Source organism: Streptomyces sp. cf386 (assembly GCF_900103585.1).
In the GTDB taxonomy this organism is placed as follows: domain Bacteria; phylum Actinomycetota; class Actinomycetes; order Streptomycetales; family Streptomycetaceae; genus Streptomyces.
The window spans coordinates 132,915-150,634 of record NZ_FNHV01000021.1 but is presented as its reverse complement, the minus strand read 5'-3'; the positions used below and the strand labels follow the sequence as shown (position 1 = coordinate 150,634).

17 protein-coding genes are annotated in these 17,720 nt (G+C 71.9%); 11 read left to right on the top strand and 6 right to left on the bottom strand.

Features of this window, described 5'->3' with window-relative positions; all coding sequences use genetic code 11:
* Positions 1-58: 58 nt before the first annotated feature.
* Genes BLU79_RS38835 through BLU79_RS38815 form a run of 5 tightly spaced genes read left to right on the top strand, consistent with a single transcriptional unit; the run spans position 59 to position 5,792 of the window.
* Positions 59-907, top strand: a complete 849-nt coding sequence (locus BLU79_RS38835) for a class I SAM-dependent DNA methyltransferase (protein ID WP_093910745.1) — start codon at positions 59-61, stop codon at positions 905-907.
* Between the two features lie 19 nt (positions 908-926).
* A complete protein-coding gene (locus BLU79_RS38830) occupies positions 927-2,492 on the top strand; it encodes an ABC transporter substrate-binding protein (protein ID WP_093910728.1) in 1,566 nt (521 codons plus the stop codon).
* Positions 2,489-3,442, top strand: coding sequence for an ABC transporter permease (locus tag BLU79_RS38825; protein ID WP_093910727.1), 954 nt, complete (start codon positions 2,489-2,491; stop codon positions 3,440-3,442). Before BLU79_RS38830 ends, BLU79_RS38825 begins: the two co-directional genes overlap by 4 nt.
* Positions 3,439-4,248: an ABC transporter permease gene (locus BLU79_RS38820; RefSeq protein ID WP_093910726.1), complete on the top strand. Its 810-nt coding sequence runs from the start codon at positions 3,439-3,441 to the stop codon at positions 4,246-4,248. Before BLU79_RS38825 ends, BLU79_RS38820 begins: the two co-directional genes overlap by 4 nt.
* Positions 4,245-5,792 carry an ABC transporter ATP-binding protein gene (locus BLU79_RS38815; protein WP_093910725.1) on the top strand — a complete coding sequence of 516 codons (1,548 nt, stop codon included), beginning with the start codon at positions 4,245-4,247 and terminating at the stop codon, positions 5,790-5,792. Before BLU79_RS38820 ends, BLU79_RS38815 begins: the two co-directional genes overlap by 4 nt.
* 88 nt (positions 5,793-5,880) lie before the next feature.
* On the opposite strand, the gene BLU79_RS38810 is transcribed toward BLU79_RS38815, so the two are convergent.
* The 3 genes from BLU79_RS38810 to BLU79_RS38800 all read right to left on the bottom strand — a co-directional run bounded on the left by BLU79_RS38810 (position 5,881) and on the right by BLU79_RS38800 (position 8,860).
* Entirely contained in the window at positions 5,881-6,624 is a 744-nt protein-coding gene (locus tag BLU79_RS38810) for a DUF2470 domain-containing protein (RefSeq protein WP_093910724.1), read from the bottom strand.
* 83 nt (positions 6,625-6,707) lie between these two features.
* Positions 6,708-8,174: a sensor histidine kinase gene (locus tag BLU79_RS38805; RefSeq protein ID WP_093910723.1), complete on the bottom strand. Its 1,467-nt coding sequence runs from the start codon at positions 8,172-8,174 to the stop codon at positions 6,708-6,710.
* The gene (locus BLU79_RS38800) at positions 8,171-8,860 is read right to left on the bottom strand and encodes a response regulator transcription factor (protein WP_093910722.1); all 690 of its coding nucleotides are present in this window, start codon (positions 8,858-8,860) and stop codon (positions 8,171-8,173) included. Before BLU79_RS38800 ends, BLU79_RS38805 begins: the two co-directional genes overlap by 4 nt.
* 152 nt (positions 8,861-9,012) lie before the next feature.
* On the opposite strand from BLU79_RS38800, the gene BLU79_RS38795 reads away from it, so the two are divergent.
* Genes BLU79_RS38795 through BLU79_RS38785 form a run of 3 tightly spaced genes read left to right on the top strand, consistent with a single transcriptional unit; the run spans position 9,013 to position 11,830 of the window.
* Positions 9,013-10,350 (top strand): ferredoxin reductase family protein, encoded by a 1,338-nt coding sequence (locus BLU79_RS38795; RefSeq protein WP_177001339.1) that lies wholly within the window; start codon positions 9,013-9,015, stop codon positions 10,348-10,350.
* Positions 10,351-10,370: 20 nt separating this feature from the next.
* The gene (locus BLU79_RS38790; protein WP_093910720.1) at positions 10,371-11,087 is read left to right on the top strand and encodes an FMN-binding protein; all 717 of its coding nucleotides are present in this window, start codon (positions 10,371-10,373) and stop codon (positions 11,085-11,087) included.
* A gap of 2 nt (positions 11,088-11,089) precedes the next feature.
* Positions 11,090-11,830, top strand: a complete 741-nt coding sequence (locus BLU79_RS38785) for an FAD:protein FMN transferase (RefSeq protein WP_093910719.1) — start codon at positions 11,090-11,092, stop codon at positions 11,828-11,830.
* An 80-nt stretch (positions 11,831-11,910) separates the two neighbouring features.
* Here the strand turns inward: BLU79_RS38785 and BLU79_RS38780 are convergent, their stop codons facing one another.
* Entirely contained in the window at positions 11,911-13,911 is a 2,001-nt protein-coding gene (locus tag BLU79_RS38780; RefSeq protein ID WP_093910744.1) for an ArnT family glycosyltransferase, read from the bottom strand.
* A gap of 210 nt (positions 13,912-14,121) precedes the next feature.
* Here BLU79_RS38780 and BLU79_RS38775 point away from each other — a divergent pair, with 210 nt between their 5' ends.
* The 3 genes from BLU79_RS38775 to BLU79_RS38765 are packed head-to-tail and all read left to right on the top strand — an operon-like array spanning position 14,122 to position 16,612.
* The gene (locus BLU79_RS38775) at positions 14,122-15,261 is read left to right on the top strand and encodes an ABC transporter ATP-binding protein (protein WP_093910718.1); all 1,140 of its coding nucleotides are present in this window, start codon (positions 14,122-14,124) and stop codon (positions 15,259-15,261) included.
* Positions 15,258-15,944: an ABC transporter permease gene (locus BLU79_RS38770; protein ID WP_093910717.1), complete on the top strand. Its 687-nt coding sequence runs from the start codon at positions 15,258-15,260 to the stop codon at positions 15,942-15,944. The genes BLU79_RS38775 and BLU79_RS38770 overlap by 4 nt, the downstream gene beginning before the upstream one ends.
* The gene (locus tag BLU79_RS38765; RefSeq protein ID WP_093910716.1) at positions 15,941-16,612 is read left to right on the top strand and encodes an ABC transporter permease; all 672 of its coding nucleotides are present in this window, start codon (positions 15,941-15,943) and stop codon (positions 16,610-16,612) included. The genes BLU79_RS38770 and BLU79_RS38765 overlap by 4 nt, the downstream gene beginning before the upstream one ends.
* A gap of 57 nt (positions 16,613-16,669) precedes the next feature.
* Here BLU79_RS38765 and BLU79_RS38760 read toward each other — a convergent pair whose 3' ends face one another.
* Positions 16,670-17,275 carry a GTP-binding protein gene (locus BLU79_RS38760; protein WP_093910715.1) on the bottom strand — a complete coding sequence of 202 codons (606 nt, stop codon included), beginning with the start codon at positions 17,273-17,275 and terminating at the stop codon, positions 16,670-16,672.
* Complete coding sequence (locus tag BLU79_RS38755) at positions 17,262-17,717, bottom strand: DUF742 domain-containing protein (RefSeq protein WP_093910714.1); 456 nt, start codon at positions 17,715-17,717, stop codon at positions 17,262-17,264. Before BLU79_RS38755 ends, BLU79_RS38760 begins: the two co-directional genes overlap by 14 nt.
* Positions 17,718-17,720: the final 3 nt, after the last annotated feature.

Below are 17,720 nucleotides of genomic sequence, written 5' to 3'. Positions count from 1 at the left end.
CGCGGCGGTGGGCGGGGAGGGCGGCCTCGATGCCGGCGGTCCGGGCGGGAGCGGCGGTATCGCCGACGTCCATCCTGGCGGGACCGGCGACTCCGGCACCGGTGCCCCGCGCGCCGGCCGCAACCTTCTCACCGACAACCCCGCCCTCTACGAGGCCCGCTTCCCCGACCCCGACCGGCTCGCCGGACGCTGGGCCGAGGACTGCCTGCGCCGCCACGGCGCCGGGCCCCGCGTCCTGGACATGGGCTGCGGCACCGGCCGCGACGCCGCCCACCTGCACTCCGTCGGCCGTGCGGTGACCGGCGCCGACCTCTCCGAGGCGATGCTGGCGCACGCCCGCGCCCACCATCCGGGGCCGGCGTACGTCCGGGCCGACCTGCATGGCTTCGCCCTGCGCGACCTGGGCCGGGACGACGCCTTCGACGCGGTCGTCTGCCTGGACAGCTCCCTGCTGTACTGCCACACCAACGACCAGCTCGACGGCTTCCTCGCCTCCTGCCGCCGTGCCCTCGCGCCGGGCGGGCTGCTGGTCGCGGAGATGCGCAACGGGGCGTACTTCCTGGGCCGTACGGACCTCCTCGACGCCCCGTCCGTCAACGCCTTCACCTGGCAGGGCACCGCCTACCGGTCCACCACCACCCTGACCGTCGACCGCACGGCGCAGCTTCTCCGCCGTACCCGCGTCTGGACGGCCGACGACGGAACACCGCCCGTCGAACAGCGCTCCGCCTGGCGGCTGCTGTTCCCGCACGAGCTGCGGCACTTCCTCGCCGCCCACGGCTTCGAGGTGCTCGAACTGCACGACGGACCCGGACCGCGTACCGAACCCCCTTGGGCGGCGGGCGAATTGCCCGGCACCGCCACCGACCAGGACCGGCTGCACGTCGTCGCACGCCGCACCCACTGACCCGAAGGATCACTCACCCATGCATGACGAACGCTTCCCAGGCCTGCGCCGCCGCGGCTTCCTCGCCGCCACCACGGGCGCCGCCGCCCTCGCCCTCGTCGGCTGCGGAGGCGGCACGGACGACAGGACGGCCGGCGGCTCCGGCACCCCGAAGCGCGGCGGTCGCCTGCGCGCCGCGTTCGCCGGGGGCGGGGCGAGCGAGACCCTCGACCCGCACCTGGCCAACCTCTTCGCCGACGTCGCCCGCGCCAAGGCCCTCTACGACAAGCTCGCCGACTACGGCGCCGACCTCGCCGCCGAGCCCCGCCTCGCCGAGAGGTGGGAGTCCAACAAGACCTTGGACCGCTGGCAGGTGACGCTGCGTCAGGCCACCTTCCACGACGGCAGCCCGGTCACCGCCAAGGACGTCCTCTACAGCTACCGCCGGATCGCCGACCCCAAGCAGGCGTTCCGGGCCAAGGCGTCCCTGGAGCCCATCGACCTCGACGCCAGCCGTGCCACCGGCGAGCGGTCCATCGAGTTCGTGCTCAAGCGGCCCACCGCCGAATTCCCCAACGTCCTGGCCGCGTTCGGCGCGTACATCGTCCCCGAGAACGCCACCGAGTTCGACGCGAAGCCCATCGGCTCCGGCCCCTTCCGGTTCGTGTCCTTCGCGCCCGGCCGTTCCGCCGTCTTCCGCCGCCACGACGCGTACTGGGACGGCGCCCCGCTCCTCGACGAGGTCGAGTTCGTCGTCGCCAACGAGGAGTCCGCCCGCGTCAACGCACTCCTCGGCGGCCAGGTCGAGTACGCCCACGAACTCAACCCGACCACCGCCCGCGCCCACGAGGGCAAGGGCCAGATCGAGATCGTGCGGCTGCGCAACAGCGCCATGCAGGCCTTCTGCATGAAGACCGACCGGGCGCCCTTCGACGACAAGCGGGTCCGCGAGGCCTTCTTCCTCATCGCCGACCGGCAGGAACTCGTCGACGGCGCGCTGTCCGGCGCGGGCGAGGTCGGCAACGACCTGTTCGGCAAGGGATACGAGTACTACGCCGCTGACCTGCCGCAGCGCGCCCAGGACCTCGACAAGGCGCGGGCCCTGCTCAAGCAGGCCGGCGCCGAGAAGCTCAAGGTCACCCTGGACACCTCGGCCGTCGCCGCCGGGTTCACCGAGGCGGCCGGCATCTTCCGCGACCAGGCCGCCAAGGCGGGCGTCACGATCGACGTGAAGATGGGCAGCAAGGACTCCTACTGGAGCGACATCCTCGACTCCGGCACCCTGTCCTGCTACCGCTCCGGCGCCATGCCCATCGAGGCCCACATCTCGCAGCGCCTGCTCACCGGCTCCACCACCAACGCCACCAAGTGGCAGCACAAGGACTTCGACGCCCTGTACGAGCAGGCTCAGTCCACCCGCGACAAGAGCGAACGAGCCGCCGTCTACGAGCGGATGCAGCGCCGCCTGTACGCCGAAGGCGGCTTCCTCATCTGGGGCTTCGCCGACTGGATCATCGGAACGGCCGGGACCGTGAAGGGGGTTGAGACCAAGGCGCCCGCCAACACCCTCGACTGGGCACGCTTCGACAAGGTGTGGCTCGCGTGAGCGGACTTCGCTCTTTCGTCGCCCGGCGGCTGTTCCTCGGTGCCCTGCAGACCGTCGGCGTCGTGCTGCTGGTCTTCGCGCTCACCGAGGCGCTGCCGGGCGACGCCGCGGTGGCTCTGGCCGGGGATCAGCCGGACCCCGCGCGCATCGCCGCGATCCGTGAGGCGATGGACCTGGACCGGCCGGCGTACGAGCGGCTGGCCGACTGGGCGACAGGGCTGCTGCACGGCGACTTCGGCACCTCCCTGACCTCCGGCCGCCCGGTCGCCCAGTACCTCGCCGACGGCTTCGGCCCGACCCTGCTGCTCGCCACGCTCACCCTGGCCCTCCTGATCCCGATCGGCTTCGGCCTCGGCGTGCTCGCCGCCCGTCACGAGGGGCGGCTCGTCGACCGGCTGGTCAGCTCGGTGACGCTGGCCGTGTACGCGGTCCCCGAGTTCGCCCTCGGGGTGCTGCTGGTGACGGTCCTCGCCATCGAGCTGGCCTGGCTGCCGCCGACCGCGCTCGGCCACGGCACCGACCTGCTCGCCCATCCGGCGGTGCTGGTCCTGCCGGTGCTGGTCCTGCTGTCCCGCCCGGTGTGCTCCCTGTCCCGCCTGGTGCGGGCCGGCATGGTCGACGCCCTCGCCTCCCCCTACGCGGCCCACGCCCGCCGCTACGGCGTCCCCGGCGCCCGCGTCCGCTACGCCCACGCCCTGCCGAACGCCCTCGCCCCGGCCGTGCAGCAACTCGCCCGCACCGTCGACTGGTTGCTGTGCGGCGTGATCGTCGTGGAGGCCCTCTTCGTGATACCCGGCCTGGGCACGGTCCTCCTCAACGCCGTCGCCGAACGTGACGTACCGGTGGTGCAGGGGCTGGCCGTGGTGTTCGGCGTGCTGACGGTCCTCCTCAATCTCGGCGCCGATCTGGTGGCCCACCGGCTCACTCCTCGCGCGGAGGTGGCCGCATGACCACGCATCGCCGTTTCGCGCTCGGCCTCGGCGTCATCGCCGTACCCCTCGTCCTCGCCCTCCTCGGACCGCTGTTCGCGGGTGACCCGGGCCCCCGTGCCACGTCCTTCACCCTCGGCGGCGGCCACTGGCTCGGCACCGACTTCGTGGGCCGCGACGTCTGGCAACAGGTCCTGCTGGGCGGCCGTACGGTGGTCGTCACCGCGTTGGCCGCGACCGCGCTCGCCTATCTCGTCGCCGTCCCGGTCGCGCTCATGAGCGCGCTGACGCGGCTGCGCCTGCTGGAGGAGCTGCTGATGCGGCCCCTGGACGTGCTGCTCGCCGTGCCGTCGCTGCTGCTGATCCTGCTGGTGGCGTCCGTGCTGTCGCCGGGCGCGGTAGGGCTCGCGCTGCTCGTGGCCCTGGTGAACGTGCCCGACGCGGCCCGGATCGTGCGGGCGGCCGCGGGGGAGGCCGCCGCCCGGCCCGCCGTCGAGGCGCTGCGCATGCAGGGGGAGAGCCGGTGGCGGATCGCCGTCGGCTACGTCGGCCGGTCGGCGCTGCGCACCCTTGCCGCCGACGCCGGCATCCGGCTGACCGGTGTGCTGTACCTGGTGTCGACGGCCGCGTTCCTGGGGGTCGGTGTCGCGCCGGACGCCGCCGACTGGGCGGTCATGGTCGATCGCAACCGCACCGGCCTGTTCGTGCAGCCGTGGGCCGTGGTGGTGCCCGCGCTGCTGATCGTGGCGCTGACGATGGGCACCAACCTGCTCTTCGACGCAGCCCTGGAGAAGAACCCGACCAAGAAGAGGGGGCGACGCCCGTGAGCGACGTGCCGGACCCGGTCGCCGAGATCCGCGACCTGCGCGTCGAGATCGACGGCCACGCGATCGTCGACGGAGTCGACCTCCGGGTACTGCCCGGAAAGGTGACCGCCCTCGTCGGCGCCTCCGGCAGCGGCAAGACCACCACCGGTCTCGCCCTGCTCGGCGAGTACCCGCCCGGCGCCCGTGTCTCGGGCGAGGTCCGGCGCATCGGCGACGGCCCGGTGGGCTACGTCCCCCAGCACCCCGCCGCCGTCCTCAACCCGGCCCGCCGGGTCGACGCCCTCCTCGCCGACCTCGCCCGCCCCCAGGTCCGCCACCTGCCTCGCGCGCAGCGCCGTACGGCGGCCCGCGCGCTGGTCCTGCGGGCCTTGTCCGACGCCCAACTGCCGGACGCCGAGGCACTGTTGCGCCGCTACCCGCACCAGCTCTCCGGCGGCCAGCAGCAGCGCGTCGTCCTCGCCCAGGCCCTGCTGCTCGGCGCCCGCGTCATCGTCGCCGACGAACCCACCACCGGGCAGGACGCGTTGACCAAGAGCCGGGTCGTCGAGCAGCTCGCGGCGGTGGCGGCCCGCGGCATCGCGATCGTGCTGCTCAGTCACGACCTGGACGTCGTACGCGCCCTCGCCGACGAGGTCCTCGTCCTGCGCGCGGGCCGGGTCGTGGAGTCGGGCCCGGTGGAGCGGCTGTGGACGGCACCGCGCCACGAGTGGACGCGCCGCCTGCTCGACGAACAGCGCGCGGTCCCGCAGGGTGGGGCGGGCGCAGAGTCAGCCCAACTCATCTTGGAAGTACGGGACGTGACCGCCATACACGGCCGCCGGACCACCGTTCTGCGCGCCCCGCACCTCGCTCTCCACCCCGGCGAATGCCTGGCCGTGGTCGGCCGCTCCGGCAGTGGCAAGACCACACTCGGGCGCTGCCTGGCGGGACTCCACCGCGACCACGACGGCGAGATCCTGCTCGACGGCACCCCGCTCCCGCGCAGCCTGCGCCGGCGCGGTCGCGCCCAACTCGCCGCCGTGCAGTACGTCTTCCAGGACGCCCGGGCCGCCTTCGACGAGCACCGGCCCGTTCTGCATCAGGTGGCCCGTACGGCGGTGCGGTTGCGCGGTGCCGAGGAACGTGCGGCGACGGACGAGGCGGCGGCGACCCTCACCCGCCTCGGCCTGCCGGTGGAACTGGCCCACCGCCGCCCCGGCGAACTCTCCGGCGGCGAACTCCAGCGCGCCGCCCTCGCCCGCGCCCTGCTGGCCCGTCCCAGGGTGCTGATCTGCGACGAGGTCACCTCCGGCCTGGACGCGGTCACCCGGCGCGGCATCCTCGACGTCCTCGCGGGCCTGGTCGGCGAGGGCGAGGACCTGTCCCTGGTCCTCATCACCCATGACCTGGACACCGCACGCCTGGCTCACCGTGTCGCCGTACTGGACGCGGGCGAACTCGTCGAACAGGGTCCGGCGCACCGGGTTCTGACGGAGCCCCGGCATCCGTTCACGATCTCCCTCATGGAGACGACGGAGCGCCTGGAGGCGGGGACCCGGACATGAGCCGACCTCCGGGCGCGTGCGCGGAGGTGACGGGAAGTCCTCGGCGAGGGGCCCGGAGGTCGGCGGTCTTGGGGGTGCGCGCCCCTGCCTACTGCGAGGTCGGCAGGCGTCGGCGGCGCGGCCGGGCGGTGGCCTGGGAGAGCAGCAGGTGGAACTGGCGCACGGCCTCTCCCGGGTGGCCGGCCGGGGCGGCGAAGGGCAGGCGGGCGTCGTGGTGCGTGTCCGGTGTCTCCACGCGCAGCACCAGACCGTGCCGGTCGAGCCGCAGCGGCCGTACGCACGTCGCGCCGAGCTGCAGCCGGGGCGGGAGCAGACGGGCGAGCGGGGCCACGGTGTCGGCGTGGGTCGCGTCCAGCCGGGCCAGCATCTCCGCCTCGTGGGTGGCCAGCGGGTCGGGGGAGGCCAGGGTCAGTTCGTCGAGGCCGATGATGGTCGTCCCGTCGTCCTCCGTGAGGACGGCCCGCGCCGGGTGGAACACCAGGGCCTTCGGGCCGAGGGCGCTGAGCCAGCCGCCCAGCGTCAGCCGGGCGCGCACCCGTTCGCGTACGGCGACGGGGGCGATGTCGGTGAACTCCACGAGGGCGGCCAGATCGCCGTGCGGTGCCATCGCGAGCTCGGCGGCGATGGAGGTCCCCCCGCTCGAGCGAAGCCGAGTGTGGGGGAGGGCGTCCGGCGGGTTCTGCAGGAGCAGTCGTGCGGCGGCGTCGACGGTGTGCAGGCCGATCAGCTCGACGCGATGGCCGTGCGTGGTGACGGTCAGTGAGCCGGCCGCCGAGAGCACCGAGCGGGCACGCTCGGCGGGCGTCGGCTCAGGGCAGGTGGCAGCAGACATGGCGACCTTTCGACTTAGGTAAGGCTAACCTTAGCTTGTCTGCTTGGCGTTCACCAACCCACCAGGCCCTGGAGCCCCGCGCCTCACCCGTCCGCGCCGGCCTCGCGCCCCCGGTCCACCGCCAACGGAACCGTCACCGTGAACACCGTCGCCCCCGGCTCGCTCGTCAGGTCGATCCTGCCGCCGTGGGCGTGCACCAGGGACTGCGCGACCGCCAGCCCCAGCCCGCTCCCGCCCCGGTCCCTGCTGCGCGCCTTGTCGACCCGGTAGAAGCGGTCGAAGACCCGTTGCCGGTCGGCGGGCGGGATGCCCGGGCCGGCGTCGGCGATCCGCACCTGCGCCGTGCCGTTCGCCACCGACACCGCCACGGACACCTCCGTGCCGGTCGGCGTGTGCACCGCCGCGTTGGTGAGCAGGTTGTCCAGGACCTGACGGATGCGCTGGGGGTCCAGGCGCAGCTTCAGGGAGCCGGGGCCGGGGGCCACTCTCAGCGGGTGGTCGGCGTGGGTGACCCGGAACGCGTCCGCCGCCTGGGCGACCAGCTCCACCAGATCCGCCTCCTGCGGCCGCAGCGGCGTCTCCACCTCCGCGGCGTCCAGGCGGGCGAGCAGCAGCAGGTCGTCGAGGAGGAAGCCCATCCGGGCGGCTTCCGCCCGCAGCCGCGCCAGGTGCTTGTCGCGCTCCTCGGGGGCGTTGGCGGCCGCGTACTGGAAGAGGTCGGCGTAGCCCCGTACCGACATCAGAGGCGTACGCAGCTCGTGCGAGGCGTCCGCCACGAAGCGGCGCAGCCGCTGCTCCGCCTCCGCCCGCACCGCGAGCGAGTCGTCGATGTGCTCCAGCATCGTGTTGAACGCGGTCCGCAACTCCTCGACCTCGGGCCCGCCGCCGCGCCTGGCGTGCCGCACCGTCAGCCGTGCCGAGTCCGTCAGGTCGTGCGAGGTGATGTCGTGGGCGGTGTGCGCCATGTCGCTGAGCGGCTGCAGGCCCCGCCGCAGCATCTGCCGTCCGAACACCACGAGGGCGAGCAGCGCGAGCCCGAAGGTGACCACCTGGATCGTGATCAGCTGGCCCACGGTGTCCTCGATGTCCTCCATGGGCGCGGCGCTGACCAGGACCACGCCGGGCTCGACCTCACAGGCCCGCAGCCGGAACTCGCCCTTGCCCCGGAGGTGCTGGGTCCGCAGGACCTCCGTGTTCGCGGCGGTCTGCGCCCGTGCCACTTCGGTGAAGTCGTCGACGTCCTCCGGCAGGTCGCCGGGGTCCTCGGGCCTGCGCAGCACGGGCTTGCCGTCCGAGACGTCGTACACGGCGTAGAACCAGCTGTAGTACTTCTTGCCCGAGAGCGTGCCGTAGTCCGCGATGCTCTTGGACTGGGCGATCTGGCCCTGCGCCAGCTGCGTGTCGAGCTGGGCCGACAGATAGTCCCGCATGTACGTCGTCAGGGCCGTGCCGACGACGGCGAACACCACCAGCGACAGCCCGCCGAGACCCAGCGCGAGCCTGGTACCCAGCCGAAGTCTGCCGTACGTCCGCCGCAGCCGCCCGATCACTCGGCCGCCTGCCGGATCACATACCCGAAGCCGCGCACCGTGTGGATCAGCGGCGAGCCGGTGTCGTCGAGCTTGCGGCGCAGCCGGCTGACGACCAGCTCCACGACGTTGGAGCGGCCACCGAAGCCGTACTCCCACACATGGTCGAGGATCTGTGCCTTGGTCAGCACGGTCGGTGACTTGCGCATCAGATAGCGCAGCACCTCGTACTCGGTCGGCGTGAGGGTGAGCAGCTTGTCGCCGCGGCGCACCTCGCGGGTGTCCTCGTCCATCGTCAGGTCCGCCACCCGAAGGACGGAACGCTGGAACGCGGGCCCGGCGCTGCGCCGCAGCACGGTCCGCAGCCGGGCCATCAGCTCCTCCACCGCGAACGGTTTGACCAGGTAGTCGTCACCGCCCCGGGTCAGCCCGGCCACCCGGTCGGCGACCCCGTCACGGGCGGTCAGGAACACCACGGGCACCATCGTCCCGGCGCCGCGCAGCCGGTCCAGGACGCCGAAGCCGTCCACGTCGGGCAACATGAGGTCCAGTACCACGATGTCCGGATGGAACTCGGCGGCCAGCCGCAGCGCCTCCTCACCGGAATTCGCGGTGACCGCCGCCCAGCCCTCGTAGCGGGCGACCGTCGCGACGAGGTCGGCGATGGGCGGGTCGTCGTCCACGACCAGCAGGCGTACTTTCTCCACCCGTTCATAGTGCGGCACCCGGCGACGATCACCGGGGGCGGGTAGGGGGCCGCGACCACATCGATAACCACTTGAAAGAACAACGACAGCTTTTCGACAGCTGCCTGCGGACAAGCTCGGAAGCCACAGACCAGATCAAGGAGCTGTCGCCCGTGACGACCGTCCAATCGCCCCCTGCGCCCCCCACGGCGATACGCCCCAGGGTGGTCGCCCGCACGGGTCTGTACGCCGTGCTCGCCGCGAACGTTGCCGTGGTGCTCTACTTCTTCTTCGCCGCCGGCTTCGCCTCGAACACACTCATCGTGCTCGGCCGCCTCACCGGCCTGTTCGGCGCCCTGCTCATGGCCTTCCAGCTGCTACTGGTGGCCCGGCTGCCCTGGCTGGACACCCGGATCGGCATGGACCGGCTGACCTCCTGGCACCGCTGGACCGGCTTCAGCGTCCTGTGGGCCCTCCTCGCGCACGCCGTGTTCATCACCTTCGGCTACGCCGAGTCGTCCTCGCTGGACCCGGTGAACCAGCTGATCGACCTCGCCGAGACGGTCGAGGGCGTGCTGCGTGCCGTCGTCGCGCTCGGGATCATCATCGTGATCGGCGTGGTGTCGGCCCGGTTCGCGCGGCGTCGGCTGGCGTACGAGACGTGGCACTTCATCCACCTGTACACCTACGTCGCCGTCGTCCTGGCGTTCACGCACCAGGTCGCGGTCGGTACGTCCTTCACCTCGTCCTCCGTCGCCACGGCGTACTGGTACGGGGTCTGGGGCGTGGCCCTCGGCGCCGTCCTCGTCGGCCGGCTGGTCCTGCCGTTGTGGCGCAACTGGCGCCACCAGTTCCGGGTCTCGGCCGTCGTCCCCGAGTCCGACAACGTGGTCTCCATCTACATCACCGGCCGTGACCTGGACAAGCTGCCCGCCCGGGCCGGCCAGTTCTTCCTGTGGCGGTTCCTGACCAAGGACCGCTGGTGGCAGGCCAACCCCTTCTCCCTGTCGGCCGCCCCCGACGGCAACCGGCTGCGGCTCACCGCCAAGGCGGCCGGCGACGGCTCGGCAGCCCTCAGGCACATGAAGGTCGGCACGCGCGTCTTCGCCGAGGGCCCCTACGGCGCCTTCACCGCGCTGCACCGCACCCGGCCGGAGGCCGTGCTCATCGCGGGCGGCGTCGGCGTCACCCCGATCCGGGCGCTGCTTGAGGAGCTGCACGGCCATGCGGTCGTGATCTACCGCGTCGCCTCGGACCGGGACGCGGTCCTCTACGGCGAGCTGGTGGAACTGGCCCACGCCAAGGGCGCCGAGCTGCACCTGGTGACCGGCCCGGTCACGCCGGACAAGCTCGCCCCGGCCGAGCTGGAGCGACTCGTTCCGGACATCACGAACCGGGATGTCTTCCTGTGCGGACCGCCGCCCATGATGAACGCGGTCATCGGCAGCCTGCGCGAGCTGGGCGTGCCCAAGCAGCAGGTCCACTTCGAGCGTTTCAGCCTGGCCGGCTGAGAAGGACGAGGAAGAACACAGTGAAGCGCGCCATACCCGTCCTGGTCCTCAGCATCGCCGGTCTGGTCCCGGTCTGGCTCTACGAGCCGTCCCTGGGCACGGCCGTCGAGACCGCCGCGCCCGCCTCGACGCCCTCGGCGTCCTCCTCCGCCGATGCGGGGTCCGGCAGCACGGTCGTCAAGGGCTCGACCGTGCAGACCGACAAGGGTCCCGTGCAGGTCCAGGTGACCTTCGCGGGGACCAAGATCACGGCTGTGAAGATGCTCCAGCAGCCGAACCACCCGCAGACGACGGCCGCCGTGCCGAAGCTGGTCGCCGAGACCCTTGAGGCACAGAGCGCGGACATCGACACCGTCTCCGGTGCGACGATCACCAGCGACGGCTACAAGGAGTCCCTCCAGGCCGCGATCGACGCCAACGCGGAGTCGGCGTCCTCGTCCGCCTCCTCTCCTTCGGCCTCGGCGTCCGCCGAATCGGCGGCCCAGACGGTCGACGGCACGACGGTCAACACCGACAAGGGCCCCGTGCAGGTCCAGGTGACCTTCGAGGGCGACAAGATCGCCTCGGTGAAGATGCTCCAGCAGCCGAACCACCCGCAGACGACTGCCGCGGTGCCGAAGCTGGTCGCGGAGACGCTGGAGGCACAGAGCGCGGACATCGACACCGTCTCCGGTGCGACGATCACCAGCGACGGCTACAAGGAGTCCCTCCAGGCCGCGATCGACGCGAAGGGCTGATCATGCACCGAGTCGAACACGTCATGGGGTTCCCGGTCTCGCTGCGGGTCGACGACGCGCACGTGGGCGAGGAGACCGCGGACGCCGTGTTCGCATGGCTGCGCGAGGTCGACGCCCGGTTCAGCCCGTTCAAGGCCGACAGCGAGGTCTGCCGGCTGGACCGGGGCGAGATCGCGCGCGGTGACATCAGCGCGGACCTCGACGAGGTGCTGGGGCTGTGCGAGGAGTACCGGGTCGCCACCGGCGGCGCGTTCGACGTACGGCTCCCTGGGCGCGGGCTCGATCCATGCGCGGTGGTGAAGGGCTGGTCCGTGCAGCGGGCCGCCGACCTGCTGACGGCGGCGGGAGCGCGGCGCTTCGTCCTCAACGCCGGGGGCGACGTGGTCGCCTCCGGCGGGCCCTGGCGGGTGGGGGTACGGCACCCCGAGCAGGCCGACAAGGTGTGCGTGGTGGCCGAGCTCACCGACGGGGCGATCGCGACGTCGGCGCGCTACGAGCGCGGCGACCACATCGTCGACGGCCGCACCGGGCGTCCGGCGACGGGGCTGCTGTCCCTGTCCGTCGTGGCGTCCTCCCTGACCGTGGCGGACACCGTGGCGACCGCCGCGTTCGCGATGGGCGCGGAGGGTGCCGAGTGGGCCGCCTCGCGGGAGGGCTGCGAGGTGTTCGCGGTGGACGCCGAGCGGCGGGTTCTCCGTACGGAGGGCTTTCCGGCGGCGTCCGCACAGGCGCGGGCGGCGTAACCGGCTCAAGCTGCGACCGAAGCGGCGACGGCACCATGTCCTTGGGCATGGTGCCGTCGCCGTCCTCCTGGGATGTCCCGTCACCCGACGTCGGAGGCGTCCAGGCGGTACAGCCCGCTGTAGTCGCTCACCGCCGTGCCGTTCTTCTTGACCCAGGTCGAGATCTCGGAGTTCGTGCTGCCCTGGCCGCTGTCGCTGATCACGATGTAGTGCAGCTTGCCCGCCTTCACCAGGCTCTTGAGCTTGGCGAGGGTCATCGCCTCGTCGCTGCCGGACCAGCCGCCCATCGAGATCACCGGCTCACCGGACTCCAGGATGATCGAGGAGGCCGTCTGGTCGGTGGCCACCGCGACCAGCCAGGTGGCGCCGTCCTGGTTCTTCTTGAGGTACGTGATCATCTCGGAGGTGACCTGGGTGCGGCCGCCCGCCTGGCCACCGCCACCGGTACGGTCGCTGCTGCCCGACTGACCGTCACCGCTCGGTGCGGTCTCGCCGGAGGCGTTCTCGCTGGACGTGGCCCCGCTGGGCGCCGCACCGGTCGGCGCACTGCCACTGGGCCGCTCACCGCCGCCCATGCCGCCACCGGTGCTCGGACCGGCCGTCGGATTGGTCCCGTTGGTGCTCGCGGTCGTCGCCGCCGACACCGAGTACGCGGCAGGACCGGCCAGCAGGGCCACGGCCGCCGCCAGCGCCGCGACCCCGATCAGCCGCCGCCGCTTCAGGAACCGCCCGGCGAGCAGCCCGAGTACGGCGACCGCACCCGCGACCCCGACCACGATCTCCGCGACGGTGTACAGCGTCCCGGAACCGGAGACCCGCTCCAGCAGCACGACCGCCCACACCGCGCTCACGGCGACGGCACCCGGCAGCACCCAACCCCACTTGGCCGCCGACCCCTCCACGAACGCCCGGTACAGCATCACCGCGCCGATACCGACCAGGGCCGCGATACCCGGCGCCATGGCGGTGACGTAGTACGGGTGGAAGGTGCCCTCGGCGAGGGCGAAGGTCAGGTAGTGCAGGACGAACCAGCCGCCCCACAGCATGAGCGCCGCCCGCTTGGCGTCCGTCCGGGGCGCTCGGCCGCGCAGCACCAGACCGCCGACGAGCGCGATCAGCGCGAACGGGATCAGCCAGGAGATCTGGCCGCCCATGATCTCGTTGAACATCCGGTACAGCCCGGCCTCGCCGCCGAAGCTCGCGCCGTTGCCCTGCGAGCCCACCGACGAACTCGCCCCGAAGATCCGGCCGAAGCCGTTGTAGCCGATGACCAGGTCCCAGACCGTGTTGTCGGTGGACCCGCCGATGTACGGGCGCGACGAGGCGGGGACGAGATCGACGACCACCATCCACCAGGCGCTGCTCACCACCAACGCGACCGTGCCGACGGCGAGATTGCGGATCCGCCGGCCCAGGGAGGCGTTCGCGGCCCACAGGTACACCAGGAAGAACGCGGGCAGGACGACGTACGCCTGCATCATCTTCGTGTTGAACGCGAACCCGATCGCCACCCCCGACCACACCAGCGGCATCAGCCGCCCGGTGCGCACGGACTTCGCCAGCGCGGCGGCGCCGAGCAGCATCAGGAAGACCAGGATCGGGTCGGGGTTGGTGTCCCGGCTGATGGCGACGGTGATCGGGGTGAGGGTGAGCACCAGCGCGGCGATGGTCGCCGCGACGACTCCGAAGTCCCGCTTGACCATCCGGTACAGCAGCGCCACCGAGCCGACGCCCACCGCGACCATCGGCAGCATCAACTGCCAGGTGCCGTAGCCGAGGACGCGGGCCGACAGGCCCATCGCCCACAGCGCGAACGGGGGTTTGTCGACGGTGATGAAGCTCCCGGCGTCCAGCGCGCCGAAGAAGAACGCCTTCCAGCTCTGGGTGCCGCTGTAGACGGCCGCGTTGTAGAAGGTGTTGCCGGTGACGGAGGACAGGTTCCAGGCGTACAGAGCAGTGGCGAGGACCAGCACCGCCCAGAACGCGGGGCGGGCCCAACGGGGGTCCTGCGGGGGGCCGGTGAACAACCGGCGGGGGCCGGTGCTCCGGACGGGCGCGGGCGAGGGGGCGAGAGTCGTCATGGCAGTGACCATCGGGCGCGCTTCTGGGGGATCCCTGAGGCCGTCCTGAGGGGAGGGTGAGAATCAGCGGACTCACAGGTGGGGCACAGTGAGCGCCGTCGCGCACCGGCAGAAGTCCCGCAACACAAGCCGTCTAGACTCGGCCCTCAATGGCCGGGCCCGTGGTCGAAAGCGGGCGAAATCTGCCAGACCCGAAGGGTATTCGGCGCTTTGATACGGATAGATTCAGTCACCAAGCGGTATCCGGACGGCACGGTGGCGGTCGACCGGCTGACGCTGGAGATACCCGACCGCTCGATCACCGTGCTCGTGGGGCCGTCGGGCTGCGGGAAGACGACCACGCTGCGGATGATCAACCGGATGGTCGAGCCCAGCGAGGGCACCATCCTCATCGACGGCGTGGACAGCCGGCAGCAGCCCGTCAACACGCTGCGCCGGTCCATGGGTTACGTCATCCAGAACGCCGGTCTCTTCCAGCACCGCACGATCCTCGACAACATCGCCACCGTGCCCCGCATGCTGGGGTGGGGCAAGGAGAAGTCCCGGGCGCGGGCGCGTGAGCTGATGGAGCGGGTGGGGCTCGACGGGGCGCTCGCCAAGCGGTACCCCTACCAGCTCTCCGGCGGTCAGCAGCAGCGCGTCGGCGTGGCGCGGGCGCTCGCGGCGGATCCGCCGGTGCTCCTGATGGACGAGCCGTTCTCGGCCGTGGACCCCGTGGTGCGCAAGGGGCTGCAGGACGAACTCCTGCGCATCCAGGAGGAGTTGGGCAAGACCATTGTCTTCGTCACCCACGACATCGACGAGGCCGTCAAGCTCGGCACGATGGTCGCCGTGATGCGCACCGGAGGCCATCTCGCCCAGTTCGCGCCGCCCGCCGAGCTGCTCTCCCACCCCGCCGACGCGTTCGTGGAGGACTTCCTCGGTGCCGACCGCGGCATCCGGCGGCTGTCCTTCTTCCCCTCGGCGGGCCTGGAGCTGTTGACCGAGCCGATCGTCGCCGTCGACGCCACCGCCGAGCGGATCGCCGCGGCCGGCTCGGGCGACGCCCCCTACCTCCTCGTCACCGGCCCGGACGGCAGGCCCCTCGGCTGGAGCGAGCCGCAGGACCTCACCGCCGGGGAGATCGAGGCCGGGCGACTGCTGCCGTACGGCCGCCCGTTCGTGGCCGGTACGGACTCGCTGCGCGCCGCCCTCGACTGCGCCGTGCTCTCGCCCACCGGATGGGCCGTCGCCGTGGACGGGGAGGGGCGGGCCGCCGGGGTCGTCTCGCAGCAGAGCATCGGCGAGGCCATCCGTGGCGCCCACGCGGAGCGGAACGCGGACGACACGGCCCGGAAGGTCGCGCCGTGAGCGAACTCTTCGACATGCCCAGCGACCTCCAGAACACCTATCTCGGACTGGTCGCACTGCACTTGCGCGAGGCACTGATCCCGGTGCTGGCCGGACTGCTCGTGGCGCTGCCCGTCGCCCAGCTCTGCGTGCGCGTGCGCTGGCTGTACGCACCCGTGCTGTGGGTGACGACCGTGCTGTACGCGATTCCTTCCCTCGCCTTCTTCGTCATCCTCATCGACTACACCGGCCTGAGCGAACTCACGGTGATGATCCCGCTGGCCGTCTACAGCCTGGTGGTGCTCGTCCCGGCGATCGTGGACGGCGTGCGGTCGGTGCCGCAGGAGACCCTGGCCGCCGCCACCGCCATGGGCTTCGGACCCGTACGACGCTATGTCCAGGTGCAGTTGCCGATCGCGGCGCCCGCGATCATCGCCGGACTGCGGGTGGCGTGCGTGTCGAGCGTGTCCCTCGTCAGCGTCGGCATGCTGATCGGCAACGCGGGAGCCCTCGGCAACCTCCTCAACAGCGGCATGATCTACCACCAGCCACGTCTGATCTGGCTCTCCGTGGTGGGTACGGCCGTCCTCGCCATCCTCGTGGACGCCGTACTGATCGGCCTCCGTGTGCTGCTGACGCCCTGGATGCCGCGCGGCACCCGCAAGAACTCGCGCACGCTCGCCGTGAAGGAGGCCGCCCGGTGAACGTCCTGAACTTCATCAACTCCTTCTTCAGCGACAACGCCCACTGGCAGGGCTACGACGGCATTCCGACGCGGCTCGCCGAGCACCTCCAGTACACGCTGATGGCGCTCGGCATCGCCGCCGCGGTCGGACTGCCGATCGGCCTGCTCACCGGCCACACCGGGCGGGGCGGCAACACGCTCGCCCTCATCGCCACCTCCGCCCGGGCGCTGCCCAGCTTCGGCCTGATGGTGCTGATGTTCATCCTGCTGGGCCTGGGCATGGCCCCCGTGATGATCCCCCTGGTGGTGCTCGCCATCCCGCCCATCCTCGTCACCACCTACGAGGCGATGCGCTCCGTCGACCCCGCGCCCGTGGACGCCGCCCGCGGCATGGGCATGGCCGAGACCGCGGTCCTCTTCCGGGTCGAACTGCCCGTCGCCCTCCCACTGATCCTCAGCGGCCTGCGCTCGGCGGCCATCCAGATCGTCTCGACGGCCACCATCGCGGCGTACGTCAGCTTCGGCGGCCTCGGGCGGTACATCATCGACGGCCTCTACCAGAAGGACTACGAGAAGGTGGTGGGCGGCGCGACGCTGGTCGCGGCGATGGCGCTGGCCACGCTCGCGGTGTTTTGGGCGGTGGCCAAGGTCTCGGTTTCTCCCGGCGTGCGCAGGAGCGCCCCATAAGGGGCGCGGGGAACTGCGCGACCAGCCCCCACCGGCCCGCGGTGAACCACGGCCTTCTCAGCGGAGCGTCTCCGTGCGAGCCAGGGCCAGTTCCAGTACGACCAGGAGGGCGTCCCTCACCGAGCCCCGCTCGCGGGCGTCGAAGACCAGCACCGGGACGCCGTCCGTGACGTCGAGGGCCCAGCGGACCTCGTCCAGGGTGTGTTCGACCCTGCCGTCGAAGGCGTTGACGGCGACGGCGAAGGGGATGCCCTTGTGCTCGAAGTAGTCGACGGCGGCGTAGCAGTCGTCGAGGCGGCGGGTGTCGACGATGACGAGGCCGCCGACCGCGCCCTCGACGATGTCGTCCCACATGAAGCCGAAGCGCTCCTGGCCGGGCGTGCCGAACAGGTACAGCTTCAGTGTGGGGTCGATGGTGAGGCAGCCGAAGTCCATGGCCACGGTGGTCGTGGTCTTGCGCGGGGTGTGGGTCAGGTCGTCCACGCCCGCCGCGACCTCTGTGATGGCGGCCTCGGTGGTCAGCGGCTCGATCTCGGATATCGAGCCGACCGTGGTGGTCTTGCCCACGCCGAAGCCGCCCGATATCACCATCTTCACCGGCAGCGGCGGGCGTACGACGGCCGACCGCTCGGCGGGGACGGTGGCCGGTTCAGTCGGTGTCACTGAGTACCCCTCGTGAGTCGGGGATGGCACGCAGGCCCTCGATGACCCTGCGCAGGACTGAAGAGTCGTGGACGATGCCGGCGTCGGGCACGTGCACCGTCAACTGCCCCGCGGCGCGCAGGTCCTCGGCGAGGACGCGCACCACGTTCAGGTGCAGCCGCAGCCGGGCCGCGATCTCCGCGAGGGACTGCGGCAGCCGGCACACGGCGACGATGTCGTGCCGTTCGAAGGCGAGCCCGTCGAGTGCGTCGAGACCCTCGGCGGTGGCCACCACCTGGGTCTCGACGGGCATCGACAGGCCGTCGGTGCCGGCCGCCACCCGGCCGGCGGTGACCAGGAACGGCCGCACGGCGGAGGCGGGGCCGACCGTGTCCGGACCGTTCGGATCCAGGCCGTTCGGATCCGGGCCGTTCGGGTCCGGCGGTGGGATGCCGTCCGCCATGGG